Raw genomic sequence first — 26,511 nt, forward strand, 5'->3', positions numbered from 1 at the left:
CGCCTGGCCGGTCGTGCGCCTGGACGGCCCTACGTCTGGCGGGCCCTACGTCTGGCGGGCCCTACGCCTGGCCGGTCTCGAAGCGGCTGATCTTCCCGCCGTCGACGGTGAAACGCCAGGCGGTGCGCATCTCACCCCAGGTGTCGTTGGTGAAGTTGGCGATCAGGGCGTGGCCGCCGTCCGACTCGGTCTGGACGGCCATCCGGCCGCCGGCGCCGAAGATCTCACGCTCCGTCCAGTCCGCCAGGTCGCGGTCGGAGCCGTCGTCGGACATGGTCGCGCCGGGGGTGAGGGTCGCGTCGAAGGCCTGGCGGTCGCCCGCGTTGATCGCGGTGACGAAGGCGCGGACCGCCGGGTCGGAGAGCTTGGAGACGGCGATGGTCATGCGGGACTCCTGGTGATGAGGGGGTTCGGGGAGTCCTGTTCTAAGGCGTTCGCGGGGTTCGTCCGGGAATGTCGACGGCGCGTCGGGATAAATAGCAGGATTCATGTGCTTAGATCCCGAAAAAGCCGTTTTGCTCTCATGCCCGCCGCGGGGAGTGGCGGTGAAGCGGGAGACCGGAACCGGTCTCCCGCTTCACACTTTCGGGGGAACCCGCTCTGTTCGGGGGGACCTGACCCGTTCGGGGGCCCGCCGCCCTCTGCGGGGGAACCCGCCCTAGAAGAAGCCGACCGCGTCGGGGGAGTAGCTGACCAGCAGGTTCTTGGTCTGCTGGTAGTGCTCCAGCAGGGCCTTGTGGTTCTCCCGCCCGATGCCGGAGTTCTTGTAGCCGCCGAAGGCCGCATGGGCCGGGTAGGCGTGGTAGCAGTTGGTCCAGACCCGGCCCGCCTGGATGGCGCGCCCGGCCCGGTGGGCGGTGTTGAGGTCGCGGGTCCACACGCCGGCGCCGAGCCCGTACTGGGTGTCGTTGGCGAGGGAGACGGCCTGGTCGAAGCCGTCGAAGCGGGTCACCGAGACCACCGGTCCGAAGATCTCCTCCTGGAAGACCCGCATCGCGTTGTCGCCCTCGAAGACGGTCGGCGTCACGTAGTACCCGTCGGCCAGGGAGCCGCCGAGGTCGGCGCGCTCGCCGCCGGTGAGCACCCTGGCGCCCTCGGCCCGGCCGATCTCGAAGTAGGAGAGGATCTTCTTCAGCTGTTCGACACTGGCCTGCGCGCCGACCTGGGTCTCGGTGTCCAGCGGGTTGCCCTGGCGCATCGCGCGGACCCGCTCCAGGCCGTCGCCGAGCAGCCGCTCGTAGATCGCGGAGTCGATCAGCGCCCGGCTGGGGCAGGTGCAGACCTCGCCCTGGTTGAGGGCGAACATCGCGAAACCCTCGACGGCCTTGTCGTAGAAGGCGTCCGAGGCGTCGGCGACGTCCGCGAAGAACAGGTTGGGGCTCTTGCCGCCGAGCTCCAGGGTGACCGGGATCAGGTTGTCGGCCGCCGCGCGGGCGATCAGCCGGCCGGTGCCGGTCTCGCCGGTGAAGGCGAGCTTGCGGATCCGCGGGCTGGCGGAGAGCGGGGCGCCCGCCTCCTCGCCGAAGCCGGTGACGATGTTGAGCACACCGGGCGGCAGCAGGTCGGCGGTCAGTTCGGCGAGCAGCAGCACCGAGGCCGGGGTCTGCTCGGCGGGCTTGAGCACCACCGCGTTGCCGGCCGCGAGCGCCGGGGCGAGCTTCCAGATCGCCATCAGGATCGGGAAGTTCCACGGGATGATCTGGCCGACCACGCCCAGCGGCTCGTGGAAGTGGTAGGCCACGGTGTCCTCGTCCAGCTGGGAGAGGCCGCCCTCCTGGGCGCGCAGCGCACCGGCGAAGTACCGCAGGTGGTCCACGGCCAGCGGGAGGTCGGCGGCCAGCGTCTCGCGCACCGGCTTGCCGTTCTCCCAGCTCTCCGCGACGGCCAGCTGCTCCAGGTTGGCCTCGATCCGGTCGGCGATGCGCAGCAGCACCTGGGCCCGCTCGGCGGCCGGGGTACGGCCCCAGGCGGGGGCGGCGGCGTGGGCCGCGTCCAGGGCGGCCTCGATGTCCTCGGCGGTGCCGCGGGCGACCTCGGTGAACACCTCGCCGGTGACCGGCGTCGGGTTGCCGAAGTACTCGCCGCGCACCGGGGGCGTCCATCCGCCGGCTATCCAGTGCTCGTACCGGGAGCGGTAGGCGACGATGCTGCCGGGCGCGCCGGGGGGCTGGTAGACCGTCATGCTCTTGGTGTCTCCTCGCGTCGTCGGGCGCCGTCCGGCGGGAGGGCCGGAGACGGCGCGCCGGACCGCCCGGTCGGGGGCGGCCCGGCGGGAGGGGCTGGACACGCACAGGGTCGGACTCCCGGTCGGGGCGTCCGCCGTCGAGCACGATAGCCGTCGGACGCGCGCGCGGCTACGGTCCGTACGTCCGGCCCGTACGGAGGGTGCGCGTTCCGCTCGCTCCCGGCGGGCCGGTCGTTTCCGGCGTTCCGGCCGGCCCCGCGCGCCGGGCGGAGGGCTGAGAGCTGGGGGCGGCGGACGTCAGACGGAGTGGTAGCGGCCGGTGCGCGCCTCCCAGCTGAGGTAGCCGGCCAGCCAGGTGAGCAGCCCGTCCGCGTACCGCTGGGCGATCGTGCGTTCGATCCGTGACAGGCCCAACTCCCGGTAGACGTCGGGGAGTCGGCCGTGCAATTCGGAGCAGCGCTCGACCATCAGCTGGGCCTCCGCGATGACCGCGGCGCAGGCCTCCTCGGCCGTGCAGCGGCGCTCGCGCTGGACGATCATCACCAGGTTGTTGACGTCCCCGCGCGGCGCCTCCAGCGGGTAGGACCGCACGTCGTTGCTCAGTGACGGTATGTCGGCCGCCAGCTGGCGGAGTTGACGCAGCACCGGGTGGTGCAGGACGGCGGCGGGGACCTCGAACTGACCCAGTCGTTCGACCATGTCGAAGATGGTCTCCATCGCCGCGGTGCCCCGTCTGAGTTCGAGGTAGCCGTCCCGGTCGGGGGGCCGGGTGGAGATTCGGCCGGCCGCCTCGGCGGGGTGACTGGCCAGGTAGTACTCCCAGTTGTAGGCCGCGCGCGCCTGCCAGCGCGCGGCCATGCCGTGCGCGCTGCGGTTCCAGAGGTCGGCGAAGGCGGTCTCGACCGGGGAGCCCCGGTCGGGGCGGGCGCCGTGCAGGACGGCGATCAGGCGTTCGCAGATCGGGGCGACCTCGGAGGGGCGGCGGCCGAGCGGGCCGTCGAACTGGTCGTCGAAGAGGAAGTAGAAGCCCATCAGGTCGGCAGCCAGGGCGAGCTCGTCCGGTCCGGCGTCCGGGTAGCCGAGCGCGGCGAGGTCCACCACCTCCCAGTGCGCGTAACCGGGGTGGTCGGCGTCTTGGAGCAGCGGATGGCGGATCAGCCAGTCGCGGTGCCGTGCGGTGGCGTACGTGCCGTGCGGACTGCGGCGGTGCGGGAACGGGATCTGAAGTGAGGTGTCGTCAGACATCGGACTCCCGGTGCAGCGGAGGGCGGGGGCGCTTGTGGTTCGAGCACTGATTGTGGGGGGAGTTGACGCGGCGGTGCTGAGATGATGAGGGTGAGTATTCGCAAGATCATCTGCGTCTGAGGGCCGTAGGGTATCGGATGCAATGATCGGACGTTAGGGATATAGGGCAATTGCCCTTGGCAAACCGTCCGAACCCTCACCGTCCGCCCCAGCCTGCACGAATGCCGCACGGGAGGGCCCGCACAGCGCTAACCTCGGCCCCACACAGTGATGGAGCTGTGACGCGAATCAGGCGAGGCGGAGGCGCGACGGTGACCGAGCAGCAGAACGAACTTCGGGCAGGACTCGGTTCCGGCCGAGAGGGCGACGCCACCGCGCCCCGGATCCGGCTGCGCGACCGCGACGCCGAACTGCGGTAGGTGGAGACCGCCGTCGACCGGCTGTGCCGCGAATTCGCCGCCGGCGGCACCGAGATCGGTGACCTCCTCACCTTCTCCGGCCGCCCCGGCATCGGCAAGACCAGCCTGCTGCACGAGGTCCGACGGATCGCCAAGGTCCGCGAGGGCGCCACCGTGCTGTTCGCCCGAGGCGGCGAACGGCAGTTCAAGGAGCCCTACCACGTCCTGCGCCAGCTGCTCCAGCCGGTGCTCAGCAACCTCAAGCCGGACGAGTTCCACCAGGTCATGGGCACCTGGGAGGAGGTCGTCGGACCGGCCATGGGCCTCAAGCAGCCCAAGGCCGGCGCCCGCCGCCTCGACCCGCAGGGCGTGCGCGACGGCCTCGACTACGTCCTCACCCAGCTGGCACCGCGCCGCGCACCGATGGTGATGATCGTCGACGACCTGCACTGGGCCGACGCCGAATCCCTGTCCTGGCTCGCCAAGTTCGCCGTCCGCTCCGACATGCTCCCCGTGCTGCTCGTCTTCGCCTTCCGCGACGACGAGAGCGACTGGCCCGCCGAGACCCACCGCCTGCGCAGGGACGTCCTCGCGCTCAAGGGCCGCAAGCACGAGCTCAACCGGCTCAACCTGAGCTCCGTCACCGACATGATCCGCGCCGAACTCGGCGACAAGGCCGAGGACGCCTTCTGCTACGAGTTCTGGAACGTCGTCAACGGCAACCCCTTCGAGGCCGGCCGCCTGCTCGACCAGGTCCGCGACCAGGAGCTCGAACCGGTCGAGGAGAACTCCCGGCAGCTGCGCGAACTCGCCGTCGACGCCACCGGGATGACCCTCAAGAGCTGGCTGGACCAGCTCGGCGCCAGCACCCTGCGCTTCGCCTGGGCCTGCGCCATGCTGGGCACCGACATCCGGATCGACCTCGCCACCCGGATCTCCACCCAGAGCAGCGAAGCCGCCCGGGAGTCCATCAAGCAGCTGCGCAAGCAACGCGTGCTCACCCAGGCCCCCAACGGGAACCTGGAGTTCGTCCACCCGCTGATCGGCAGCTCCATCTACAACACCATGCCGGACGCCACCCGCCTCGGCATGCACGGCATCGCCGCCGTCGAGATCGAGAACGCCGGACTCGGCCTGCTGGCCGCCTCCCGCCACCTGGTCGAGACCCACTCCGGCGAGGGCGACGACCGGATCGTCAAGAAACTGCGCCGCGCCGCCGTCGAACACCAGCTCATCGGCGCCCCCGAAGCCGCCCAGCGCTGCCTGCACCGCGCGCTCGAAGAGCCGCCCGCCGACGACATCAAGGCCGAGGTGATGTACGAACTCGGATGCTCCGCACTGCTCACCGACCCCGTCGCCACCGTCAACCAGCTCAAGCTCGCACTCGACCCGGACGAGGGACCCCTCCGCCCCGAACTGCGGGTTGACGCCACCTTCCGGCTCTCCGAAGTGCTCGCCCACAGCGGCGAACTGGGCGAGGCCGCCCTGGTCTGCCAGGACGAGGCCGAACAGACCGCCGACCCGGCCGGACGGCAGCGGCTCCAGGCCGCCTCGTTCATGTGGCACGCCTTCCGCAAGTCCGAGGAGGACGGCCCCGGACGCTCCGCCCGGCTCGGCGAGATGTGCCGCAGCCTGACCGGCCGGGAAGCCGCCGACCGCGCCGTGCTCGCCATGCGCGCCTGGGACCTCACCCTGCGCGGCGACGCCTCCACCGAGGCGCTGGCGCTCGCCGACGAGGTCCTCGACGGCGGTCGGCTGCCCAAGGGCCTCGGCTGGACCGACACCACCTGGGGCTTCGAACTGCCCTCGATGCTCAGCCTGACGTACATCTACAACGACCGCATCGCGCAGGCCGAACGGCTGGCCGCGGACGCCATCATCCAGTTCGAGCTGGCCGGTTGGAGCGGCGCCCACCGGGGCTTCGCGTACTTCCTGATGGGCCTGGCCCGGTTCCGCCGCGGCCTGCTCGCCGAGGCCGAGGACTTCCTGCGCCGCGCGTACCGGATCTCCGAGCGGATCGGGGCGCGGTTGCCGCTGGCCTGGGACGCGGTCGGTGTGCTGGTGGACACCCTCATCGCCCGCGGCCGGGTCGAGGAGGCCTGGGAGCTGGCCAACGACTTCGGCTTCCACCCGCCGTACCACGCGACCGCGATGGTGCTGCCGGACGCCGCCTCGCTGTACGGCAAGCTGCTCGTCGCCAAGGAGCGGTACGCGGGCGCGGCCGCTGCGCTCACCGAGGCCGGCGCTCAGCTGGAGATCCGCGGCTGGCGCAACACCGTCTGGGCGCCCTGGGCCGGCCACCTCGCCGTCGCCCTCGCCGACGACGAGCCGGAGCGCGCCCGCGAGCACGCCCTCAAGGCCGTCCGGGACGCGCACACCTTCGGCATCGCCTCGGCGATCGGCAGCGCGCTGCGGCTGCGGGCACAGGTCGAGGACGGGCAGCAGGCGGTCGAGCTGCTGGAGCAGGCCGTGCAGCACCTCGGGCAGTCCCCGGCGGGGTACGAGCACGCCGTCGCGCTGGTCGACCTCGGTGCCGCGCTGCGCCGGGTCGGGCGGCTGGAGGACGCCCAGGAGCACCTGTACCAGGGCATCGAGCTGGCCCAGCACTGCTCGGCGGAGGGCCTGGTCGACCGGGCGCGGCGCGAGCTGGCCAACTACGGCCTGCGGCCCAACCGGCTCGGGCTGCGCGACTTCGGTGACACGCTGGAGAGCCTCAGCGGGCCGGAGTTGGAGGTCGCCAAGCGGGCGGTGCAGGGCGTGCCGCCGCAGCGGATCGCCGACGAGCTGGGAGTGCACATCAGCCTGGTCAACCGGCGGCTGGCCGCCGTCTACCGCAAGGCGGGCAGCGGGCCGGACGGGCTGGCCTCGGCGCTCGGGCTGCCGGCGAAGCAGCGGGAGGCGAGCCGGGCGGAGGAGGACGGGGAGGAGTAGGGGCGGCGTTCCGTACGGGGGCGGCGCTGCGTACGGGCGCGCTGCACCGTGCGGCGGCGGCGCTCGTACGGCGGCGCTCGTACGGCGGCGCCGTCGTTAGGCTGACGGACACGGGGCGGCACGGCGAGCCCCCGACGGACCAGGAACCGGGCGGTCGCGGTGCGCGGCCGACGCCAGTGAGGAGCAGGCCATGGCGAGTGAGGCCACCAGCGTGCGGCACGAACCCCTCGACCGCTCGGGGGCGGGCGCCGCGATCGGGCGCTGGACGCTCACGGCCGGCCCGTACGAGGCGAGCGTGCTCACCCTGGGCGCCACCCTGCACACCCTTAGCGCCCCCGACCGTTCCGGGCGCTCCGCCCAACTGCTGCTGGCGACGGACGAGTTGGCGCAGATCCTGGGCCCGGCCCGGCACTACGGCACGGTGGTGGGCCGGTACGCCAATCGGATCGACCGCTCCTCCGTCACCATCGACGGGGTGGAGCACCAGCTGGCCTCCACCGGCGGCGGCATGACGCTGCACGGCGGGCCGGACGGTTTCGCGCACCGGATGTGGGCGGCGGAGCCGGTCGAGGGCGGGGTGCGGCTGCGGCTGCACAGCCCGGACGGGGACCAGGGCTTCCCGGGCGCGCTGGACGTCACCGTCGACTACATGCTGGACGCGGCGGGCGAGCTGGTGATCGGCTACCACGCCGTCACCACCAAGCCGACCGTCGTCAACCTGACCAACCACGCGTACATCAACCTTGCGGGTGAAGGCAGCGGCGACGTCCTCGGCCACCTGCTCACCCTGGACGCCGACGAGTACACCCCGGCCGACGAGCGGCAGATCCCGTACGGGCGGACCGAGCCGGTGGCCGGCACGCCGTTCGACTTCACGGTGGCCACGCCGATCGGCAAGTCGGTGCACGACCGGCACCCGCAGCTGGTCGGGCCCGGCGGCTACGACCACAACTGGGTACTGCGCGCCCGGCCGGCGGACGGCAGCCCGGCGCGGGCGGCGCTGCTGGAGGACCCGGTCAGCGGCCGCACCCTGGAGGTGCTGACCACCGAGCCGGGCATCCAGGTCTACACGGCGAACAAGTTCCAGGGCGCGGTCACCGGCACGAGCGGCGTTCCGTACGGCCCGTTCGCCGGGATCGCGCTGGAGACCCAGCACTTTCCGGACGCCCCGCACCACCCGGCCTTCCCGAGCACGGTGCTGCGGCCGGGGGAGGAGTTCCGCTCGACCACCGTGCTGCGGCTGGGAACCAACTAGCGGGTCGTGGCCCTAGCGGGTCGTGGCTCTAGCGGGTGGTGGCCCGGTGGGCCGGGTCTCTGCAGGTCACGGCCGGAGGTCGCGGCGCATGCAGAGCCGGGGCCAGCGGTCCAGGCCGTGCTCGGCCTCCCGGCGGCGGATCTCGCGCAGACCGGGGGTGAGCTCGTCCCCGGCCAGCGCGCGGAAGCCGCAGCGCTCGTAGTAGGGCGCGTTCCAGGGGACCTCGGCGAAGGTGGTGAGGGTGAGCGCGGGGGCGTCGGTGGTCCCGGCCAGGTGCTCGATCAGCGCCCGGCCGATGCCCCGGCGGGCGTGGTCGGGGTGCACGGAGACCTGTTCGACGTGCAGCGCGCCGTCCACCGGTTCGGCCAGCAGATAGCCGGCGATCGCTCCGTCGGGGGCTTCGGCGACCAGGGCGACGCCCCGTTCCAGGTAGTGCGCCAGCTCCCCGGGGGCCGGGGGCTCGTCCTCGGCGATCTCCGGCATGCCGATCTCGGCGAAGGGCGCGCCGGCGGCCCGTTCCAGCTCGGCCAGCAGCGGAAGTTCGTCCCTGGTGACGGCTCTGATGCGCATGCGCCCAGTCTGCTGCAGGCAGCTTTCGGCCACGCAGGGTGGTCTGTCCGGCCGCCCGGGGGACGGGCGAATCGGACGTACCCGGGCAATCGGCGCCGGCGTCAACTACCGAGTGGCAACGTCCAGGACACGCGGATGTAACGATCCCCGTTTCTTGCAGAAACTTGCTGCAAGGACTTTCCGTCGATCTTTCACCGCTGTTAACTTCCTTCCCGAGCCCGACGGCAGCAACGGTGCGGTCGGCACGAGGCAGCCATTATGCGCCTGTCTCCGAACATCTCGGGCACCCCCACCCTCCCAAGGAGTTCTCATGCGGCGTGGCATCGCGGCCTCTGCCCTCGTTGTGGCCCTCGCGGTCTCGATGGCTGCCTGTGGCAGCAGCGGCTCCAGCTCGGACGGCAAGGCCGACGGGCCGGTCACCCTCACGTACTGGGACACTTCGAACGCCACCAACGAGGCACCGAACTACCAGGAGCTCGTCAAGAAGTTCGAGGCCGCCAACCCGAACATCAAGGTCGACTTCGTCAACGTCCCGTTCGACCAGGCGCAGAACAAGCTGCAGACCGCCATGGGGGCCAAGGGCGCTCCGGACGTGTTCCGCTCCGAGGTCGGCTGGACCGCCGCCTTCGCCAAGGCCGGCTACCTGGAGCCGCTGGACGGCACCCCGGCCGCCGCCGACACCTCCGCCTTCCAGCCGAGCCTGATCCAGCAGGCCAAGTACGAGGGCAAGCTGTACGGCGTCCCGCTGGTGACCGACACCCTCGGCCTGCTCTACAACAAGGAGCTGTTCGCCAAGGCCGGCATCACCGACGCCCCGAAGACCTGGGACGAGCTGAAGGCCGACGCCGCCGCCGTCAAGGACAAGGCCGGCGTGGACGGCTTCTGGCTGAAGGCCGCCGACGGCTACTACGCGATGCCGTTCCTGTTCGGCGAGGGCACCGACACCGTCGACGCCGCCGGCAAGAAGATCACCGTCACCTCGCCGGAGGCCGTCAAGGCCGTCGAGACCTACAAGACGATGTTCACCTCGCCCGGCACCGCCAAGGCCGACGTCACCACCGACGCCTACGCCCACATGATGGACGCCTTCAACAGCGGCAAGGTCGCGGCGATCATCCAGGGCCCCTGGGAGATCACCAACATCTACAAGGGCTCGGCCTTCGCCGACAAGGGCAACCTCGGCATCGCCGCCGTCCCGGCCGGCTCCGGCGGCAAGGCCGGCGCCCCCACCGGCGGCCACAACATCTCCGTCTACGCCGGCGCCGACAAGTCCCACAAGGCCGCCGCCGAGAAGTTCGCCGCATTCATGACCTCGGCCGAGAGCCAGGCGTTCATCGCGCAGAAGAACTCCACCCTGCCCACCCGCTCCGACGCCTTCACCGCCGACGTCAAGGCCGACCCGGGCATCGCCGGCTTCCAGTCCATCCTGAGCAGCGCCAAGCCGCGCCCCGAACTGCCCGAGTACAGCTCGCTGTTCGCCTCGCTCGGCACCAACCTGGGCAAGGCCGTCCAGGGCACCGGCACCCAGGACGCGCTGAACACCGTCGCCACCGACTACGCCAAGCTCCTGCCGGGCTTCGCCAAGTAGTCCCCGGGCCCGGCCTGCCGGCTGACCGACGACGGATGGACGGATGACGGCGAACAGATAACAGATGACAGATTTCATCATCTGTCATCTGTCGCCTGTCATCTGTCCGCCGCCGTCGGTCGCCCCGGCGGCCGGGCCGTCGGCTCCCCCGAGGACTCCCCGGAGCCCGAGAACCCCCTCCGAGAAGGTGCAAACGATGTCAGTCGCCGTGCAGGGCGCCACCGGCAAGGGCAGCCGGGAGCGCGAGCAGCGTCCGGGCCTGCTGGAACGAGTCAAGCGCTCCTACGCCAAGCACTGGTATGCCTACGCGATGATCGCCCCGGTCGTGTTGGTGCTCGGCGCGCTGGTGATCTACCCGCTCGTCCAGGGCATCTGGCTCACCCTCACCGACGCCAACAGCCTCAACGTCGCCCGCACGATCGGCGTCAACCAGATCCCGGCCAGCTACGAGTTCGTCGGCTTCCACAACTACGCCGACATCCTCTGGGGCCCCGGCTCGTACGACCGCTTCTGGTCGCACTTCGTCTGGACCATCGCCTGGACGGCCGGCTGCGTCTTCCTGCACTACACCCTCGGCCTCGGCCTCGCCCTGCTGCTCAACAAGAAACTGCGCGGGCGTGCCGTCTACCGGATGCTGCTCATCCTGCCCTGGGCCGTACCCACCTTCGTCACCGTCTTCTCCTGGCGCCTGATGCTCGCCGACGGCGGCGTCGTCAACGGCATCCTCTCCGCCCTGCACCTGCCCGAGCCCGGCTGGCTGACCGAGCCGTGGGCGCAGAAGGCGGCCGCGATCCTGGTGAACACCTGGGCCGGCGTGCCGTTCATGATGATCTCGCTGCTCGGCGGCCTGCAGGCGATCCCGGCCGAGCTGTACGAGGCCGCCGAGATGGACGGCGCCACCCCCTGGCAGCGCTTCCGGTTCGTCACCCTGCCCGGGCTGCGCTCCGTCTCCTCCACCGTCGTCCTGCTCGGCGTGATCTGGACGTTCAACCAGTTCAACGTCATCTTCCTGCTGTTCGGCACCGGCGCGCCCGACGCCCAGCTGCTGGTCACCTGGGCCTACCGCCTCGGCTTCGGCCAGATCCCCCGGGACTACGCGCAGTCCGCCGCCTACGGCGTGATCCTGCTGTCCATCCTGATCGTCTTCACCGCCTTCTACCGGCGTTGGCTCGCCCGCAACGAGCAGGCCAACGGCTGAGGCCCCGGACCCAGTTGACCCACGAAGGCAGGTAACCCCGATGAGCACCACCACCGAACGCCCGGCCCCCGCGGCGGGCGCGGCCCCGACCGCCGCCCGGCCGGCCAAGGTCCGTCGCCGCGGCGAGAGCAGCCCGCTGGCCCGGACGCTGTCCCACGGCACCCTGACCGTGGCCAGCCTGATCGCCCTGTTCCCGGTCGGGTGGATCCTCTTCGTCTCGCTCGGCCCGGACAAGAGCGACTACCTCCACCCCGGCCAGATCCTCGACAAGCTCACGCTGTCCAACTACCAGCACGTGCTGTCCGACACCGACTTCTTCACCTGGTTCGGCAACGCCCTGCTGGTCTCCGGCGTCACCACCGTCTTCGGCGTCCTGGTCGCCGCCACCACCGGCTACGCCGTGTCCCGGATGAAGTTCCCCGGGCACAAGCCGCTGATGTGGTCGCTGCTGGTCACCCAGATGTTCCCGATCGCGGTGCTGATCGTGCCGATGTACACGATGCTCTCCGAACTCGGCCTGCTGGACAGCTACACCGGCCTGATCCTGGTCTACTCGACCACCACCGTGCCGTACTGCGCCTGGCTGCTGAAGGGCTACTTCGACACCATCCCGGTGGAGATCGACGAGGCCGGCCGGGTCGACGGGCTCAGCCCGTTCGGCACCTTCTGGCGGCTGGTGCTGCCGCTCGCCCGCCCGGGCCTGGCGGTCGCCGCGTTCTACTCCTTCCTCACCTACTGGGCCGAGGTGCCGTTCGCCTCGACGTTCATGCTCAGCTCCGACAAGTACACGCTGGCCGTGGGCCTGCAGACCTTCGTCAGCGAGCACGACGCCCAGTGGAACCTGATGGCCGCGACCGCCGTGCTGATCGCGATCCCGTCCGCGGCCTTCTTCTACCTGGTGCAGCGCCACCTGGTCACCGGCCTGACCGCCGGCGCCTCCAAGTCGTGACGCCCGACGCGGAACTCCTCCCGCGCAAGGCCCCCCGCAACTCCGATCCCCGAGGGATACCGTCCATGACCCAGAACCTGGCCGACGCCTCCCGGCCCGTCGCCGACACCGCTCACGAGGCGAACGCCCCGGCTGCTGTGACGGGCGGCGCGTCCAGAGGCTGGTGGCGGGACGCGGTCATCTACCAGGTGTACCCGCGCAGTTTCGCCGACTCCAACGGCGACGGCATGGGCGACCTGCCCGGCATCCGCAGCCGGCTGCCCTACCTGCGCGACCTCGGCGTGGACGCCGTCTGGCTCTCGCCGTTCTACGCCTCGCCGCAGGCGGACGCCGGCTACGACGTCGCCGACTACCGCGCGGTGGACCCGATGTTCGGTACCCTGCTGGACGCCGACGCCCTCATCCGGGACGCCCACCAGCTGGGGCTGCGGATCATCGTCGACCTCGTCCCCAACCACTCCTCGGACCAGCACGAGTGGTTCCAGCGCGCCCTGCGCGAGGGCCCCGGCTCCCCGCTGCGCGACCGCTACCACTTCCGTCCCGGCAAGGGCGAGAACGGCGAACTGCCGCCCAACGACTGGGAGTCCATCTTCGGTGGCCCGGCCTGGACCCGCACCGAGAACCCGGACGGCACCCCCGGCGACTGGTACCTGCACCTGTTCGCCCCCGAGCAGCCCGACTTCGACTGGGACAACCCGGCCGTCGCCGACGAGTTCCGCTCGATCCTGCGCTTCTGGCTCGACATGGGCGTGGACGGTTTCCGCATCGACGTCGCCCACGGCCTGGTCAAGGCCCCCGGCCTGCCCGACCTCGGCGGCGGCGACCAGCTCAAGCTGCTCGGCAACGACGTCATGCCCTTCTTCGACCAGGACGGCGTGCACGAGATCTACCGCAGCTGGCGCAAGATCCTCGACGAGTACCCGGGCCAGCGGATCGGTGTCGCCGAGGCCTGGACCCCGACTGTCCAGCGCACCGCCAACTACGTCCGTCCCGACGAGCTGCACCAGGCCTTCAACTTCCAGTACCTGGGCACCGATTGGGACGCGGCGGCGCTGCGCGAGGTGATCGACCTCTCGCTCGACTCGATGCGCCCGGTCGACGCCCCCACCACCTGGGTGCTGTCCAACCACGACGTCACCCGGCACGCCACCCGCTTCGCCAACGAGCCGGGCCTCGGCACCCAGATCCGCACCGCCGGCGACCGCGCACTGGGTCTGCGCAGGGCCCGCGCCGCCACCCTGCTGATGCTCGCACTGCCCGGTTCCGCCTACGTGTACCAGGGCGAGGAGCTCGGCCTGCCCGACGTCACCGACCTGCCGGACGAGGTGCGCCAGGACCCGTCCTTCTTCCGCCAGGCCGGACAGGACGGCTACCGCGACGGCTGCCGCGTCCCGATCCCGTGGTCCGGCACCGAGGCCCCGTACGGCTTCGGACCGGTGGCCGGCGGGCCGTCCTGGCTGCCGCAGCCCGCCGAGTGGGCCGAGCTGAGCGTCGAGGCGCAGACCGGTGACCCGTCCTCCACCCTGGAGCTGTACCGCAGCGCCCTGGCCGTCCGCCGGGCGCAGCCCGACCTCGGCGCCGGCGCCGGTGTGGAGTGGCTGGACGGCCCCGAGGGCACCCTGATGTTCCGCCGCGGTTCCTTCGTCTGCACCGTGAACACCACCGGCGAGCCGGTGCGGATCGCGGCCCCGGGCACGCTGCTGCTCGCCTCGGCCGACCTCGTGGTGGACGGCGGCGAGACGGTGCTCGCCCCGGACAGCACCGGCTGGTGGGCGGTCTGACGTGGTTGCAATAGGCTCTGGGACCGTGACTACGGCGCGACTCTCAGACATCGCGGCGCAGGCGGGGGTCAGCGAAGCCACCGTCTCCCGCGTGCTCAACGGCAAGGCGAACGTCTCCGCCGCGACCCGGCAGACCGTGCTGGCGGCGCTGGACGTGCTCGGATACGAGCGGCCGACCCGGCTGCGCCAGCGCAGCGCCGGGCTGATCGGGCTGATCACACCGGAGTTGAGCAATCCGATCTTCCCCGCGCTGGCGCAGGTGATCGAGCAGGTGCTCAGCCGGCACGGCTTCACCCCGGTGCTGTGCACCCAGACGCCGGGCGGATCCACCGAGGACGAACTCGTGGAGATGCTGGTGGACCGGGGCGTGGCGGGCATCGTCTTCGTCTCCGGGCTGCACGCCGACACCACGGCCGACCACGACCGCTACGCGCGGCTGGCCGGGCGAGGGGTGCCGTTCGTGCTGATCAACGGCTTCAGCGAGAAGATCGACGCGCCGTTCATCTCGCCGGACGACCGGGCCGCGATGTGGATGGCCGTCCAGCACCTGGCGGAACTCGGCCACCAGCGGATCGGGTTGGCCGTCGGGCAGCGCCGGTACGTGCCGGTGCTGCGCAAGATCGAGGGCTTCACGGCGGCGATGCGGGCGGTGCTCGGTCGTAGCCAGGAGGAGGCCGAAAGCCTCGTCCACCACACGCTGTTCAGCGTGGAGGGCGGGCACGCGGCGGCCGGCGCGCTGCTCGACAAGGGCTGCACGGCGATCGTCTGCGGGAGCGACATGATGGCGCTCGGGGCGATCCGGGCGGTGCGCCAGCGGGGACTGTCGGTGCCGCAGGACGTCTCGGTGGTCGGCTTCGACGACTCGCCGCTGATCGCCTTCACCGAGCCGCCGTTGACCACGATCCGGCAGCCGGTCGAGGCGATGGCCACGGCGGCGGTGGATGCGCTGCTGGAGGAGGTCGGCGGGAACGCCGCCCAGCGCGGCGAGTTCATGTTCCAGCCGGAGCTGGTGATGCGCGGGTCCACCGGGGCCTGCGCGCGCTGAGCCGCCGGTCGGGAGGTCCGGTCGGAGGCGGGTGTGCGGCCTGCCGACGACCGGGGGCAGGGCCCAAGTGAAGGGCCCCGGAGGGCAGTTGCGCTCCGGGGCCCTTCGGCGTGCGTCGGTTCAGCCCTCCTGGGCGGTCGGGCGGTCGGCGGTGAGGCGGTGGCCGTCGGCGGCTTCGCCGGTACGGCTCTCGGTGCGGCGGCCGCGGGCCAGGTAGTCCCGCAGGATCAGCTCGACGGCGTCCTGCGGGCTCTTGGTGCCGGAGAGCATCATCGCGTCGATCGCTAGGTTCGCGTCGAGCGTGACGGTGACCTGGGCCATGTGACTCCTCCTCGGGTGCGAAGCAGCAGCATGCCCGCTGGGAGCCGGGTTTGACCACGGGATACGCCGGAACCCCCGGGGAGGAGTGGTCGGACTCTCCCCGGGGGTGTGGGCGGTCGGCGGTCAGCGGTCGGCGGTCGGCGGTCGGCGGTCAGCCGTCAGCCGTCAGCCGCTCACCGTCCTCAGACGCGGCCGGCGAAGTCCGGCGCCCAGTTGGCGATGGTCTGCTCGCGGACGCCCGCGCTCGGGTTGGCGGCCTCGACGTACTTGCCGCCGCCGACGTAGATGGCGACGTGGTAGACGCCCGAGTCCTGACCGTTGTTGGACCAGAACAGCAGGTCGCCCGGCTGCAGGCTGTCCAGCGAGACGTGGGTGCTGGCAGCGGCCTGGTCGGCGGCGACGCGCGGGATGGAGACGCCCGCGGCGCGCAGCGCGGCCTGGGTCAGGCCGGAGCAGTCCCAGCCGCCGTTACCGGTGCCGCCGTAGACGTAGGCCTGGCCGACCTTGGACTCGGCGAAGGAGACCGCGGCGGCCATGCTGCCGGTGGCGGTCTGCGCCGGGGCGGCCGGCTTGGCGGCCGGGGTCTGGGTCTGCGCGGCCGGCTTGGCGTTCACGGAACCGCCGTTCGCGGACTGACCCGACTTCTGCGAGCGGTTGAACCAGCTGAACTCCGAACCGGAGGTGGCCGAGGAGGACTGGTCGGCCGAGGCCGACGGCTGGGCCTGGCCACGGTCGCCGAAGGACAGGTGCTGGCCCGGGTAGATGGTGTCCGGGCCGTCGGCCAGGGTGGCGCGGTTGAGCTCGTAGAGCCGCTGCCAGCCGCCCTGGACGTTGTGCTTGTCGGCGATCGAGGACAGCCAGTCGCCCGCGACCACGGTGTAGTCGTCGCTCTGGGCCTGCTGCTGGTGCTTCTGGGCCCAGTTGCCGGCGGCGGAGTCCGTGGTGGCCTGGGCGTCGTCCTGGGCGGGCGCGGCCGGCTTGGCGGGCTTCGCGGCCGGGGCCTGGGTCGGCTTCGCGGCCGGAGCGGCCGGAGCGGCCGGCTTGGCGGCGGCCGAGGTGTCGACGGCGGCCGGGGCGCCGCCCTTGGTCAGGCCGGCCTGGACCGAGCAGACGGGCCAGGCGCCCGGGCCCTGCGAGGCGAGGACCTTCTCGGCGACGGCGATCTGCTGGTCCTTGGTGGCCTGGTTGGCCTGCGGGGCGTACGCGGTGCCGCCGAAGGCCGCCCAGGTGCTGGAGGTGAACTGGAGGCCGCCGTAGAAGCCGTTGCCGGTGTTGATGCTCCAGTTGCCGCTGCTCTCGCACTGGGCGACCTTGTCCCAGGTGGCGACGGAGGCGGCGGAGGCGTTGCCCGACACGAGGCAGGGGACGGTGAGGCCGACGCCCGCGACGCCGATGGCGGCGATCACGCGGCGGGTGCGGCCGGACAGACGGGTGCCGTTGGTGGGAAGCATGAAGACGCAGTCCTCTCCCACGCCTGCGAGGTGAGCTGTCGGATTCGGGCTGGAGTTGCCCGGCCGCGCATGCGCGGCTTCACCCCTAGCCCTGGACCGTTCCGGAGAGCGGTCCGGGGCGACTTACCTGTGGGTCCCCCGCTCCTGCCGTGGTGCGTTTTCGCGCTACCAGACACCCGACGGCAGGACTCGGCGTTGCGGATGAACTGGGTCCGTGTGGTCACGAACGGGGAGCACGTTAAGCAGACTTAAGTTCAAACTGCAAACACCTGTGACCCTCATCACGGTTTAGCGAGAATCACCAAAACGACGGGCTTTCATGATCGGAAATGATCGTTTTTCGGCAATGTCGTTGCGGATATGCACAACTGTCTCCGCCTCAGGAAGAGTGTGACGGCGCGTCGAAGCGCGGAACGGCACATGCGTCGAGCCGGGGGAGGGGAGGTGATTCGAGCGCCTGAGGGGCCGCAGAGCAATTACCTGCAAATGGCACCAGATCGGACATTCCTCTTCATTGCCTTCTTAACTCCCGTACGGAACAAGGGGAGCAAAGCGAAGGGCCCGGAACGGAAGCCGCTCCAGGCCCTTCGTGCGCACCGGCGGGCGCGCGGTGTCCATTACCGCTCGAACGACTCCCGGCCGGCCGCGTGGGCGCCGCGAGCGCCCTCCACGGTGCCCTCGGCCTCGGCGGCGGCCGCGGCCTCAGCCTCGGCCCGCGCGAGCTCCTCCGCGGACGGCACGGGCAGCGCGGCCAGGTAGGTGGAGGCGATCAGCTGGCCGACGGCCGGGTACGCGCCCAGCGGCGCGGCCGACGGGCAGCCGGTCTCCTCGGCGGCCGTGGCGAGCAGCTCGGAGTCGGCCTCCGGTCCGATCACCAGCGGGGCCAGTGCGGGGCGCTGCGAGCCGGTCTCCTTGAGGTGGTCGACGGCCGCGGCCACCGAGCCGGGCACGTCGAGGGCCGCGGCCACGACCGGGACGGCCAGCCGGGCCGCCAGCAGCACGCCGGTGATGCCGGCCGCGGCGGCGGCGTCCTCGCCACCGGCGGTGGTCAGGACCACGCCGTCCGCGGCGGTCGCGATGGCGAACAGCCGGGCCCGGTCGGCGCGGGCCAGCCCGGCCTCGGAGAGCCGCACGTGGACGGCCTCGGCGAGCAGCGGGTGCGGGCCCAGCGCGTCGGTGACCTGCGCGCCGTATTCGGCGGCGAGTGCGTGGAGTTCGGGCAGGAAGCCGTGCGGACCGGGTACCAGCGGCACCAGGACGGGCATCGGCAGCCCGGCCTCGGCGGCCGTCGCCAGGAGTTCGGCGACGGTGCGGTCGTCGCCGCGCTCGCCCTCGGCGGTGCCGCCGGGGAGGTAGCCGACCGTCGCCCGGATGCCGTTCTGCTCGCTGCGGACGACCGACAGCAGCTCCTCGACGACCGAGCGGGACTCGGGCCCGGCGGTCGCGGGTACGGCGAGCACCAGGGCCGGGGCGTCGGCGGGGATCTCGGGGCGCTCGGGACGACGGTGGCGCCCCCGCGCACGGGAGCCTGGAGTGCGGACGGGCAGTGGCGCGCCCGGGATGGCTGCGGTGCTCATGCCGGAGATCGTAGGACATCGGCCCGTCAGGCCTGCAGTCGGCTGCCGTGCGGGTTTCGCGTGGAGGCGGCGCGGACCCGGTACGGACCCGGCGCGTTGCCCGTGCCGGTCCGGGTGGTTTGCCTACAATCCGGACATTCTTCGCCCAACCCCCGTACGAGCGGGGGTCGTTGCCTTGACGCGCACCGAGGGGCTCCGCGTTGCGGCGATGTCGAGTGAGATGTCTCACAGCTCGGAGGTATTTCTGACGCAGGGTCACGGTGGTGCGACTCCCGGCATTCGAAGATCAACATTCAGCGGGGGGCTGCTCACGGCCGGTTATCGCAGGTTCGGCGATTCAGTCGGTATGTCCGTTTACGTACCGTCGGGAGAAGGCCCGTGAAGAATTCGGGGCGGCGGGTGAAAAGCCTCGTGCACCTGCAACGTCCCGTGCTGATGCACGTGCACAGCGGCTATCATCGCGTCAAGTGAGGCGTTGTGCCGGGCCGGTACGGGGCCGGTCCGTTCGTTCGGCGGTGCCGGGGGCGCCGCGCTGGACGACAACTCCGGAGCTCTTCGGGAGATTTCTATGCACGACTCGCAGGACACGCACGGCTCGTACGACACCTACAACGGGATGGCCGCCGCCGATCTCCAGGGGGTGGTCTGGCAGAAGAGCCGGCACAGTAACTCCCAGGGCAACTGCGTCGAGTTCGCGGCCCTTCCGGGCGGCGATGTGGCGATGCGCAACTCGCGGTTCCCGGACGGTCCGGCGCTCATCTACACCCGGGCCGAGATCGCGGCCCTGCTGCTGGGGGCCAAGGACGGGGAGTTCGACCACCTGGCGGTCTGACCGGCCGCCGTGCTTCACCATCGGGGGGCCGTCGTGGGTGCCGACACCACGACGGCCTTTGTCTTTTGTGCTGTGACGGCCCTTCGCCCGGTCCGGATTCCCGTCCGGTGCCGAACCGCCGTCCGTTGACGAACCGCCAGTCGATGACGAACCGCCGTCCGGTGCTGATCCGCCGGCGCAATGGCCCGGGGAGTGCTCCTCCCGGGATTCCCGTCGAACCGGCCGTCCACCGCCTTCGACCGGGCCGTCCACCGCCTTCGACCGGGCCGTCCACCGCCCGGCGCGACGACGGGTCCTAGGCCGAGCGCCGGTGCCGTCCACCGACGTCGAACGGTCCGCCGAGCGCGTCCAGCGCCGATCGCCCGCCGACCTCCGGGTGCCCGTCGAGCGGGGAGCCGCAGGCCTGTTCCGCCTCGAACATCGCCCAGACCACCTTGCCGCTGCCCAGCGGGTGCCAGCCCCAGGAGCGGCTGAACGACTCCACCAGGTGCAGTCCGCGGCCGGATTCGGCGACGAAGTCCGCCTCCCGGGCGACCGGGCCGATGCTGCTCGGGTCGCTGACCGCGCAGACCACCTGGGGTGCGCGGTGCACCAGGCTTATTCGGATCGGCAGCCGCCCGTCCGGGGTCGGCTGTGTGGGAAAGTCGTACTCGCCCTGGGCGCCGCCCGCCGGGTCGGGCCGTGCGCCGATCGCATGCCGGAGCGCGTTGGTCACGAGTTCCGAGGCCACCAGCGCGACATCGTCGAACAGCTCCGTCAGTCCCCAGCGTCGGAGCGTGGTCCGGGCGAAGTCGCGCGCGGTTCTGACGGCTTCGAAGCGAGGAGCGAGCGTACAGGTGACCACATGGGGGTCAACCGCCAAAGCCGTACCGGTGCTCATGAAGAGCTCCTCCCATAAGGGGGCGGACACGGCTGGACCCGCCGGGGTCATGCCGGTCACCTCCGACTCGCTCGGCCGCACGGCCGCCCCTTCGACCAGGCGCGCGCGCACTCGAACGCCCGATGGCGCGGGGGACGCCGTCGGGCCCGGTGCACGGAGTCGCGCGTGGGGTCGACGCGGAGCCCGCGGGATTGCCAGGGATGTGCAGGTGCACGTGCACCATGGTGGTGTGCGCTCACTGCAGATGCAAGAGTCGATTCACGTGCAGTCGCACTATTGGCATATGCAAGCGCCGAATGCACGTGCATCCTGGTGTGCGGAGTGGAGAACTGATAGGAACATCCGTCAGTATCGGCACCGTGAGCGCTCAACTGATGGCAGACTGTGCGCTGTTTGCCCTAGGTGGAGGTTTCGACCGCATGACCACAGTTCAGCCGGGCGGCGGCTCGATGGTCCGCCGGATCCTCCTCGGCTCTCAGCTGCGTCGCCTGCGTGAGGCGCGCGGAATCACCCGCGAGGACGCGGGCTACGCGATCCGGGCCTCCGAGTCCAAGATCAGCCGCATGGAACTCGGCCGCGTCAGCTTCAAGGAGCGCGACGTCGCCGACCTGCTCAGCCTGTACGGCGTCGACGACGGCCTGGAGCGGGAGGCCCTGCTCGGCCTGGTCCGCGAGGCCAACAAGTCCGGTTGGTGGCACAGCTTCAACGACGTGCTGCCGGGCTGGTTCCAGACCTACGTCGGCCTGGAGGAGGCCGCCCAGCTGATCCGCACCTACGAAGTGCAGTTCATCCCCGGGCTGCTGCAGTCCGAGGAGTACGCACGGGCGGTTTTCGGCCAGAGTCGGCCGGTCATCAGCGAGGAGGAGATCGAGCGGCGGGTCAGCCTCCGCCTGCGCCGTCAGAAGCTGCTGACCGAGGGCACCAGCCCGCGTCTGTGGGCGGTCATCGACGAGGCCGCGCTGCGCCGGCCGGTCGGCGGGCCGAAGGTGATGCGCGGTCAGGTGCAGTACCTGATCGACGTCGCCGAGCAGGCCAACGTTGTGATCCAGGTCATGCCGTTCCGGTTCGGTGCGCACGCGGGCGAGTCCGGGGCGTTCACGATCCTGCGCTTCCCGGAGCAGGACCTGGCGGACGTGGTCTACCTGGAGCAACTCACCAGCGCGCTCTATCTGGACAAGCGGGACGACGTCGACGCCTACATCCAGGTCATGGAGCGGCTGTGCGTGGACAGCCTCACGCCGGAGCGCACCATAGACCTGCTGGCCTCGATCCTGAAGGAGCGCTGAGCCGCTTCCGCGCGGAGCCTGTGAGGCCGCTCCCCGGCGGGGCCGCCGGCAGCAGGCCCGCCACCGACCGAGCCGCCGCCGACCAGGTCGCTGCCGGCAGGCCGCCCACCCGCCGTCAGCCGCGGGCCGGCGGCCTTTCGCGTTCCGGAGGGTCCTGCTGGGGCGGGAGGCCGAGCTCCCAGGCCAGGTCGTAGCGGCGGAAGAGGTCGGCCCGGATCGGCGCCAGCGGGCTCTCGGCCCCCGGCAACAGGACGCCGATGCAGCCGCCCATCAGCGCGCTGCGCAGCACCGCGTGCTCGGCGAGCGGATCCGGCGCGCCCCAGTCGCGCAGCAAACCCTGCAGGATGGCGCCGAGTTGCTGCTGCTCGGGGTCCTGGACGAAGGCGCCGGTGTCGGGGTCGAGGATCAGCGCCAGGTGGGAGCGCATCACCCGGGGGTGGTCCAGCGCGAGGCCGAGGACGGCGTCGATGGCGCGGGCCAGCCGGGCCTCGGGGGAGGAGCCGGGGGCCAGTTCCGCCAGCGCGCGGGACAGGCACTGGTGCATCATCCGGTGCGTGGCGGACTGCATCAACAGCCGTTTGCCGTCGAAGTAGTACGACAGCAGCCCGCGGGCGAGCCCGGCCCGCTCGGCGATGTCGGTCAGTGTGGTGCCCGCGTAACCGCGCTGGTCAACCAGTTCGACGGTGGCCCGCATGATGCGTTGGCGGGAGCGTTGCCGCATCTCCTCATTGACCGATTCCCCGCGAGGTGCCATCGTGACTGCTCCGAACGTTCGTTGGCTCCGGGCCAATATACTTGCGGAGCCGACAGCCGCACCGTGGAACCGCGCCCCGGCGGGCGCCGCCCCGGGCGGCCGGTACGAAGACGGCCGGCTCCACCAACACGGGGGTTTGGTGGAGCCGGCACCATTGTCCGACGGCCTCGGGGTACGGCCGCGGGCGGGGCCCCGGGATCAGCGCTCGGTCAGGACTCCGCTTCGGGTCGACGTCGATCCGGCTGACGGGTAATCATAATCGGGTACCGACACGGGGATCGCCTTCCGCCGCCGGTCCACCAGGGCGCCTGCCGCCGCGACCGCCAGGCCGATCAGCGAGACCACCGTCACGAACACCAACGCGGGCCGGTAGCCGTCGAGTTGGGCCTGCGGGCTGTCGCCGCCCGCGCTGCCGGCCGTGATCATGGCGGTCGCCCCGGCCAGCACCACCGCAGTGCCGACCTGGATCGCGGTGTTCACCAGTCCCGAGGCCAGGCCCTGCTCCTCGTCGCCCACCCCGTCGGTGGCGGCGATGTTCACCGAGGGGAAGGCGAGCGCGAAGCCCACGCCGAGCAGCAGCATCGAGGGCAGCACCAGGGCCGGGTAGGAGCTGTGCTCGTCCAGCCGCAGGAAGAGGGCGAAGGCGCCGACCAGGGCCAGCAGGCCGAGCGGCAGCAGCCGACCGGTGCCGAAGCGGTCCACGATCGGGCCCATGAACGGCGCCGAGAGCGCGATGAACGCACCGGCCGGCAGCAGCCCGAGGGCCATCTGCAGGGCCGACCAGCCGAGCAGGTGCTGGAGGTAGAGCGTGACCACGAACTGGAAGCCGCCGTACGCACCGGTCATCGCGAAGGCGACCACGTTGGCCCGGGCGACCGAACCGTTGCGGAAGATGCCGAGCCGGACCAGCGGGTGGGCGGTGCGGCTCTCGACCAGCAGAAAGGCGGCGGCCAGCGCGGCGACCACGACCAGGGAGCCGAGCGTGCGCAGGCTCAGCCAGCCGGCGCCCTGTGCCTCGGTGACGGTGAAGACCAGCAGCAGGACGGTCGCGGTGCCGGTGATGGCGCCCAGCACGTCGTAGCCACCCTTGGCGGGCTCCTCGACCGGGCGGGGGAGCAGCCGGACGGCGAAGACCAGGGCGAGCAACGCGACCGGGACGGGCATCAGGAAGGTCCAGCGCCAGCCGACCGAGGTGAGCAGGCCGCTCAGCACCAGGCCGAGCGAGAAGCCGCTGGCGCCGCAGGTGGTGTAGATCGACAGTGCGCGGTTGCGGGCCGGGCCCTCGGCGAAGGTGGTGGTGATGATCGACAGGCCCGCGGGGGCGGTGAAGGCGGCGCTGACGCCCTTGAGGAAGCGGGCCGCGATCAGCAGTCCGCCGTCGTCGACCAGGCCGCCGACCAGCGAGGCGGCGGCGAAGGCGCCCAGGGCGACCAGGAAGACCCGGCGGCGGCCGAGCAGGTCGGCGGCGCGGCCGCCGAGCAGCAGCAGGCCGCCGTAGCCGAGCACGTAGCCGGAGACCACCCACTGCAGGGCGGAGGTGGACAGGTGCAGCTCGGAGCCGATGGACGGAAGGGCGACGCCGACCATGGAGACGTCCAGGGCGTCCAGGAACATGGCGGCGCAGAGCACGATCAGCGTGCCCCAGAGGCGGGGTGTCCAGTGCAGCCCGCTGGTTGACGGAGCGTCGGGTGGCGTGACGGTCGCGGTGGTCATGGGAGGACAGTACATGCGTGTGCATTCAATGCAAATGAATTAGATGTGAACGCAATAATTTACGGCGCACATGCTAGGGTGGCGGTGTGGCTGAACTCGACTCCTCGGCGGAGGCCGGTCTCGTCGCGCAGTGGCGCGACCTGCTGGCCCGGCACGCTGCGGCCGCCTGCATGCTCGACCGTGAGCTGGGCGACCGGTTCGGGCTGGGCATGAGTGAATTCGAAGTGCTGGAACGCCTCGTCGAGGGCTGCGACGCGGGCGGTGGGCACGCGCTGCGGGTGACCGAGCTGGCGCCCACCGTCCACCTGAGCCAGAGCGCGCTCTCCAGGCTGATCGCCCGCCTGGAGAAGGCCGGACTGGTCACCCGGGCGATGTGCGAGAGCGACCGGCGGGGCATCGTGCTCACCCTCACCGATGCCGGCCGGGACCGCTACGAGCAGGCTCGGCCGCTCCACCGCGAGGTGCTGGATCTGACCCTCGGCAGCCCGCTCGGCCCGCTCTGTGTGGACGACCCCGCGAGCTGACGTGACGTCAACTCACCGCCGGTGACGGTCAGAGGAGTGAGTGCAGACCCGGGGCGAAGGCCAGCAGGACGGCCGCGGCGGGTGCGGCGAGCGCCGCGACGGTCAGTTGCAGCCGGTGCGGGACGGAGAGCCTGGGGCGGCCTGCGAGCAGCCGGTCCACCCGCTTCGGGGACTGTGCCAGGCCGGGCGGGCAGGAGCCGAACACCCCGCGGTCCAGGTTGAGTTCGGCCAGGGCGAGGGCGGTGGTGTGCCGGCCGTGCCGGCGCGCGGCCCGGTCGTCGGCCGCCAGCTCGACCAGTTCGGCCACCTGGTCCCGGAAGGCGGCGAACACCCCGACGCCGGGGAAGCCCGAGGCGAGCGCCTGGGCGAACTGCTGCAGCCAGTGGTGCCGGGCCCGGACGTGGCCGCGCTCATGGCTCAGCACGGCCGCCAACTCCCGGTCGGTCAGCTGCTGGAGAGCGCCGGTGGTGACCACCAGGCGGGAGTCCGGACCGGGCAGCGACCACGCCTCGGGGCGCACGTTCTCCAGCACCACCAGCCGCTCCCGGCGACTCCGGGCGGCCTCGATCGACTCCGGCAACTCCGGCGCCCGATCCGCCAGTTGGGCATGGCGACGGTCGCGCAGCGCCTTGGCCGTCCGGACCTCGCGGGTGAGCGCCAGGACCGTCTGCACCCCGCCCGCCGCCAGCACCGCGGCGCACAGCCGCCCCCAGCCCTCGGCCTCCTGCAGCCCGTACGCGGCCTCCACCCCGTGCGGCGCACCGGCGAACACCAGAGCGCGCAGCTCCGGCATCGCGGCGGAGGCGGCCAGCACCAGCCCCAGCGCGCAGCACAGCAGCACCGCCACCACGAGGCACTGCCACACCAGCAGCGCCAGCACCGGTTCGCGCTCCACCCAGCAGGCCCGGGCCAGCAGCCGGGGCGCGAGGGTCGAGAGCAGCAGTCCGAGCAGCAGCAGGCCGATCAGGGCAGGCATCGCATGGGCTCCCCGAGTACGCACGGAACGCGACAGCGCGCTCCCCGCCAACCTATGTGCTGGCGAAGCCCGGTGGAACGGCTTTCGGCCGGCCAGTGACCAACGCCACGCGCACACCGCGGCCTTGGCGCGTGCGTGGCGGCCTCACATGGTCAGGAGCATGGCGAACATGCCGATGCCCATGGTGAGCCGGCAGGCGTGCGGCAGCCCTGTGGTGCCGATGGCGAGGGTGCCGGCGGGGGTGCGCAGCAGGCGGCTGCCGGCCCAGAGGGTGTACCCGCCGAAGTAGAGGAGGAGGGCTCCGGTCAGCAGTGGCAGGCCCTGGGCGGCGGTGTGGTGGTGCTGGTGGCCGGAGGCTGCGGCCATGGCGAGGGCCATGTACGTCATGGCGAGCGCGCCGACCGCGTGGTGCAGCCGGTGGGCCCGGCCGGCGGGGGCGTGTGCGGCGGCGAGCAGGAAGGCGACGGCGGGGGGGCCGAAGAGGGCGGCCCAGACGGTGGGCGGGACGGTTGCGCCGGTGACGGCCATCGCGGCCATGCCGAGGCCCATCAGGGCCTCGGCGGCGTCGGACTCCCGGGCGAGCGGCCGGTGCGCGCCGCCGGGGGCGCAGGCGGAGCGCCGCAGCCGGGCCAGGCAGGTGGCGCCGGCGGCGGCGGTGAGGAGGGCGAGGAGCCAGTTGACCAGGGCGGGTCCGTGCAACGGTGGCCTCCCGGGGCGGTGGGCGACGGGAGGCGGCGAACGGCGAACGGCGAACAGCGAACAGCGAACAGATGATGAAATCTGTCGGCTGTTATCTGTGATCCGTCATCTGTCAGCTGTCATCTGTTCGCCGACCCCGCGCGCGGCGACGGTCGTCCGGTCCACGATCACCGCTCCGCACCGGGCGCGGCCAGGCGCGTACGGGGGCGCACGGTGGTGGCCGCTGTGGTGAGAGCCGCGGCCGCACACCGGTCGGCCGTACACGTGGTCCGTCCCACACCCGGTCCGTCCCACACCCGGTCCGTCCCATACCCGGCCCGCCGCACACCCGGTCCTCCGCACACCCGGTCCCG

22 protein-coding genes and 1 riboswitch are annotated in these 26,511 nt (G+C 71.7%); of the genes, 10 read left to right on the plus strand and 12 right to left on the minus strand.

What is annotated here, in order from left to right; genetic code table 11:
• Positions 1–61: 61 nt before the first annotated feature.
• From BX285_RS29035 to BX285_RS29045, 3 genes are all read right to left on the minus strand, one after another.
• Positions 62–385 carry a nuclear transport factor 2 family protein gene (locus BX285_RS29035; RefSeq protein WP_097235190.1) on the minus strand — a complete coding sequence of 108 codons (324 nt, stop codon included), beginning with the start codon at positions 383–385 and terminating at the stop codon, positions 62–64.
• A gap of 273 nt (positions 386–658) precedes the next feature.
• Complete coding sequence (locus tag BX285_RS29040) at positions 659–2,182, minus strand: aldehyde dehydrogenase family protein (protein ID WP_121178718.1); 1,524 nt, start codon at positions 2,180–2,182, stop codon at positions 659–661.
• 300 nt (positions 2,183–2,482) lie between these two features.
• Positions 2,483–3,430 carry a terpene synthase family protein gene (locus tag BX285_RS29045; RefSeq protein WP_121178719.1) on the minus strand — a complete coding sequence of 316 codons (948 nt, stop codon included), beginning with the start codon at positions 3,428–3,430 and terminating at the stop codon, positions 2,483–2,485.
• A gap of 419 nt (positions 3,431–3,849) precedes the next feature.
• Here BX285_RS29045 and BX285_RS29050 point away from each other — a divergent pair, with 419 nt between their 5' ends.
• Together BX285_RS29050 and BX285_RS29055 are read left to right on the plus strand one after the other, a co-directional pair.
• Positions 3,850–6,759: an AAA family ATPase gene (locus BX285_RS29050; protein ID WP_121178720.1), complete on the plus strand. Its 2,910-nt coding sequence runs from the start codon at positions 3,850–3,852 to the stop codon at positions 6,757–6,759.
• Positions 6,760–6,949: 190 nt separating this feature from the next.
• Positions 6,950–8,014: an aldose epimerase family protein gene (locus tag BX285_RS29055; protein ID WP_121178721.1), complete on the plus strand. Its 1,065-nt coding sequence runs from the start codon at positions 6,950–6,952 to the stop codon at positions 8,012–8,014.
• 66 nt (positions 8,015–8,080) lie between these two features.
• On the opposite strand, the gene BX285_RS29060 is transcribed toward BX285_RS29055, so the two are convergent.
• The gene (locus BX285_RS29060) at positions 8,081–8,584 is read right to left on the minus strand and encodes a GNAT family N-acetyltransferase (RefSeq protein WP_097235184.1); all 504 of its coding nucleotides are present in this window, start codon (positions 8,582–8,584) and stop codon (positions 8,081–8,083) included.
• Positions 8,585–8,894: 310 nt separating this feature from the next.
• Here BX285_RS29060 and BX285_RS29065 point away from each other — a divergent pair, with 310 nt between their 5' ends.
• The 5 genes from BX285_RS29065 to BX285_RS29085 all read left to right on the plus strand — a co-directional run bounded on the left by BX285_RS29065 (position 8,895) and on the right by BX285_RS29085 (position 15,145).
• A complete protein-coding gene (locus BX285_RS29065) occupies positions 8,895–10,172 on the plus strand; it encodes an extracellular solute-binding protein (protein WP_121178722.1) in 1,278 nt (425 codons plus the stop codon).
• A 196-nt stretch (positions 10,173–10,368) separates the two neighbouring features.
• Positions 10,369–11,370 (plus strand): carbohydrate ABC transporter permease, encoded by a 1,002-nt coding sequence (locus tag BX285_RS29070; RefSeq protein ID WP_097235182.1) that lies wholly within the window; start codon positions 10,369–10,371, stop codon positions 11,368–11,370.
• A 40-nt stretch (positions 11,371–11,410) separates the two neighbouring features.
• Positions 11,411–12,319, plus strand: coding sequence for a sugar ABC transporter permease (locus BX285_RS29075; RefSeq protein WP_097235181.1), 909 nt, complete (start codon positions 11,411–11,413; stop codon positions 12,317–12,319).
• A gap of 65 nt (positions 12,320–12,384) precedes the next feature.
• On the plus strand, positions 12,385–14,100 hold the full coding sequence (locus BX285_RS29080) for a glycoside hydrolase family 13 protein (RefSeq protein WP_097235180.1): 1,716 nt from the start codon (positions 12,385–12,387) through the stop codon (positions 14,098–14,100).
• A gap of 25 nt (positions 14,101–14,125) precedes the next feature.
• Positions 14,126–15,145: a LacI family DNA-binding transcriptional regulator gene (locus BX285_RS29085; protein WP_179852680.1), complete on the plus strand. Its 1,020-nt coding sequence runs from the start codon at positions 14,126–14,128 to the stop codon at positions 15,143–15,145.
• A gap of 120 nt (positions 15,146–15,265) precedes the next feature.
• Here BX285_RS29085 and BX285_RS29090 read toward each other — a convergent pair whose 3' ends face one another.
• The 3 genes from BX285_RS29090 to BX285_RS29100 form a co-directional block, all read right to left on the minus strand.
• Entirely contained in the window at positions 15,266–15,466 is a 201-nt protein-coding gene (locus tag BX285_RS29090) for a hypothetical protein (protein WP_121178723.1), read from the minus strand.
• A 182-nt stretch (positions 15,467–15,648) separates the two neighbouring features.
• On the minus strand, positions 15,649–16,917 hold the full coding sequence (locus tag BX285_RS39340; RefSeq protein WP_121178724.1) for a transglycosylase family protein: 1,269 nt from the start codon (positions 16,915–16,917) through the stop codon (positions 15,649–15,651).
• A 7-nt stretch (positions 16,918–16,924) separates the two neighbouring features.
• Positions 16,925–17,121, minus strand: a riboswitch (cyclic di-AMP (ydaO/yuaA leader).
• A gap of 413 nt (positions 17,122–17,534) precedes the next feature.
• Positions 17,535–18,494, minus strand: a complete 960-nt coding sequence (locus tag BX285_RS29100) for a hypothetical protein (protein WP_257032279.1) — start codon at positions 18,492–18,494, stop codon at positions 17,535–17,537.
• 568 nt (positions 18,495–19,062) lie between these two features.
• On the opposite strand from BX285_RS29100, the gene BX285_RS29105 reads away from it, so the two are divergent.
• The gene (locus tag BX285_RS29105; RefSeq protein ID WP_097235176.1) at positions 19,063–19,326 is read left to right on the plus strand and encodes a DUF397 domain-containing protein; all 264 of its coding nucleotides are present in this window, start codon (positions 19,063–19,065) and stop codon (positions 19,324–19,326) included.
• Positions 19,327–19,621: 295 nt separating this feature from the next.
• Here BX285_RS29105 and BX285_RS29110 read toward each other — a convergent pair whose 3' ends face one another.
• Positions 19,622–20,206 (minus strand): ATP-binding protein, encoded by a 585-nt coding sequence (locus BX285_RS29110; RefSeq protein ID WP_257032278.1) that lies wholly within the window; start codon positions 20,204–20,206, stop codon positions 19,622–19,624.
• Positions 20,207–20,625: 419 nt separating this feature from the next.
• On the opposite strand from BX285_RS29110, the gene BX285_RS29115 reads away from it, so the two are divergent.
• Entirely contained in the window at positions 20,626–21,492 is an 867-nt protein-coding gene (locus tag BX285_RS29115) for a helix-turn-helix transcriptional regulator (protein WP_097235175.1), read from the plus strand.
• 115 nt (positions 21,493–21,607) lie between these two features.
• Here the strand turns inward: BX285_RS29115 and BX285_RS29120 are convergent, their stop codons facing one another.
• Together BX285_RS29120 and BX285_RS29125 are read right to left on the minus strand one after the other, a co-directional pair.
• Positions 21,608–22,213 carry a TetR/AcrR family transcriptional regulator gene (locus tag BX285_RS29120; protein ID WP_257032277.1) on the minus strand — a complete coding sequence of 202 codons (606 nt, stop codon included), beginning with the start codon at positions 22,211–22,213 and terminating at the stop codon, positions 21,608–21,610.
• A gap of 231 nt (positions 22,214–22,444) precedes the next feature.
• Positions 22,445–23,959 (minus strand): MFS transporter, encoded by a 1,515-nt coding sequence (locus BX285_RS29125; RefSeq protein ID WP_121178725.1) that lies wholly within the window; start codon positions 23,957–23,959, stop codon positions 22,445–22,447.
• Positions 23,960–24,045: 86 nt separating this feature from the next.
• Here BX285_RS29125 and BX285_RS29130 point away from each other — a divergent pair, with 86 nt between their 5' ends.
• On the plus strand, positions 24,046–24,483 hold the full coding sequence (locus BX285_RS29130; RefSeq protein ID WP_257032276.1) for a MarR family winged helix-turn-helix transcriptional regulator: 438 nt from the start codon (positions 24,046–24,048) through the stop codon (positions 24,481–24,483).
• Positions 24,484–24,511: 28 nt separating this feature from the next.
• Here BX285_RS29130 and BX285_RS29135 read toward each other — a convergent pair whose 3' ends face one another.
• Together BX285_RS29135 and BX285_RS29140 are read right to left on the minus strand one after the other, a co-directional pair.
• On the minus strand, positions 24,512–25,459 hold the full coding sequence (locus tag BX285_RS29135; protein WP_121178726.1) for a M56 family metallopeptidase: 948 nt from the start codon (positions 25,457–25,459) through the stop codon (positions 24,512–24,514).
• 144 nt (positions 25,460–25,603) lie between these two features.
• Complete coding sequence (locus BX285_RS29140; protein ID WP_121178727.1) at positions 25,604–26,158, minus strand: DUF5134 domain-containing protein; 555 nt, start codon at positions 26,156–26,158, stop codon at positions 25,604–25,606.
• Between the last annotated feature and the right edge of the window lie 353 nt (positions 26,159–26,511).

The sequence above is a fragment of the Streptomyces sp. 1114.5 genome, from assembly GCF_003635085.1.
GTDB lineage: Bacteria > Actinomycetota > Actinomycetes > Streptomycetales > Streptomycetaceae > Kitasatospora.

Bases quoted from the DNA above. Each gene is read 5' to 3' on its own strand.
- BX285_RS29035 (WP_097235190.1), bottom strand. From the start codon at position 385: ATGACCATCGCCGTCTCCAAGCTCTCCGACCCGGCGGTCCGCGCCTTC.
- BX285_RS29040 (WP_121178718.1), bottom strand. From the start codon at position 2,182: ATGACGGTCTACCAGCCCCCCGGCGCGCCCGGCAGCATCGTCGCCTAC.
- BX285_RS29045 (WP_121178719.1), bottom strand. From the start codon at position 3,430: ATGTCTGACGACACCTCACTTCAGATCCCGTTCCCGCACCGCCGCAGT.
- BX285_RS29055 (WP_121178721.1), top strand. From the start codon at position 6,950: ATGGCGAGTGAGGCCACCAGCGTGCGGCACGAACCCCTCGACCGCTCG.
- BX285_RS29060 (WP_097235184.1), bottom strand. From the start codon at position 8,584: ATGCGCATCAGAGCCGTCACCAGGGACGAACTTCCGCTGCTGGCCGAG.
- BX285_RS29065 (WP_121178722.1), top strand. From the start codon at position 8,895: ATGCGGCGTGGCATCGCGGCCTCTGCCCTCGTTGTGGCCCTCGCGGTC.
- BX285_RS29070 (WP_097235182.1), top strand. From the start codon at position 10,369: ATGTCAGTCGCCGTGCAGGGCGCCACCGGCAAGGGCAGCCGGGAGCGC.
- BX285_RS29075 (WP_097235181.1), top strand. From the start codon at position 11,411: ATGAGCACCACCACCGAACGCCCGGCCCCCGCGGCGGGCGCGGCCCCG.
- BX285_RS29080 (WP_097235180.1), top strand. From the start codon at position 12,385: ATGACCCAGAACCTGGCCGACGCCTCCCGGCCCGTCGCCGACACCGCT.
- BX285_RS29090 (WP_121178723.1), bottom strand. From the start codon at position 15,466: ATGGCCCAGGTCACCGTCACGCTCGACGCGAACCTAGCGATCGACGCG.
- BX285_RS39340 (WP_121178724.1), bottom strand. From the start codon at position 16,917: ATGCTTCCCACCAACGGCACCCGTCTGTCCGGCCGCACCCGCCGCGTG.
- BX285_RS29100 (WP_257032279.1), bottom strand. From the start codon at position 18,494: ATGAGCACCGCAGCCATCCCGGGCGCGCCACTGCCCGTCCGCACTCCA.
- BX285_RS29105 (WP_097235176.1), top strand. From the start codon at position 19,063: ATGCACGACTCGCAGGACACGCACGGCTCGTACGACACCTACAACGGG.
- BX285_RS29110 (WP_257032278.1), bottom strand. From the start codon at position 20,206: ATGAGCACCGGTACGGCTTTGGCGGTTGACCCCCATGTGGTCACCTGT.
- BX285_RS29115 (WP_097235175.1), top strand. From the start codon at position 20,626: ATGACCACAGTTCAGCCGGGCGGCGGCTCGATGGTCCGCCGGATCCTC.
- BX285_RS29120 (WP_257032277.1), bottom strand. From the start codon at position 22,213: ATGCGGCAACGCTCCCGCCAACGCATCATGCGGGCCACCGTCGAACTG.
- BX285_RS29125 (WP_121178725.1), bottom strand. From the start codon at position 23,959: ATGACCACCGCGACCGTCACGCCACCCGACGCTCCGTCAACCAGCGGG.
- BX285_RS29135 (WP_121178726.1), bottom strand. From the start codon at position 25,459: ATGCCTGCCCTGATCGGCCTGCTGCTGCTCGGACTGCTGCTCTCGACC.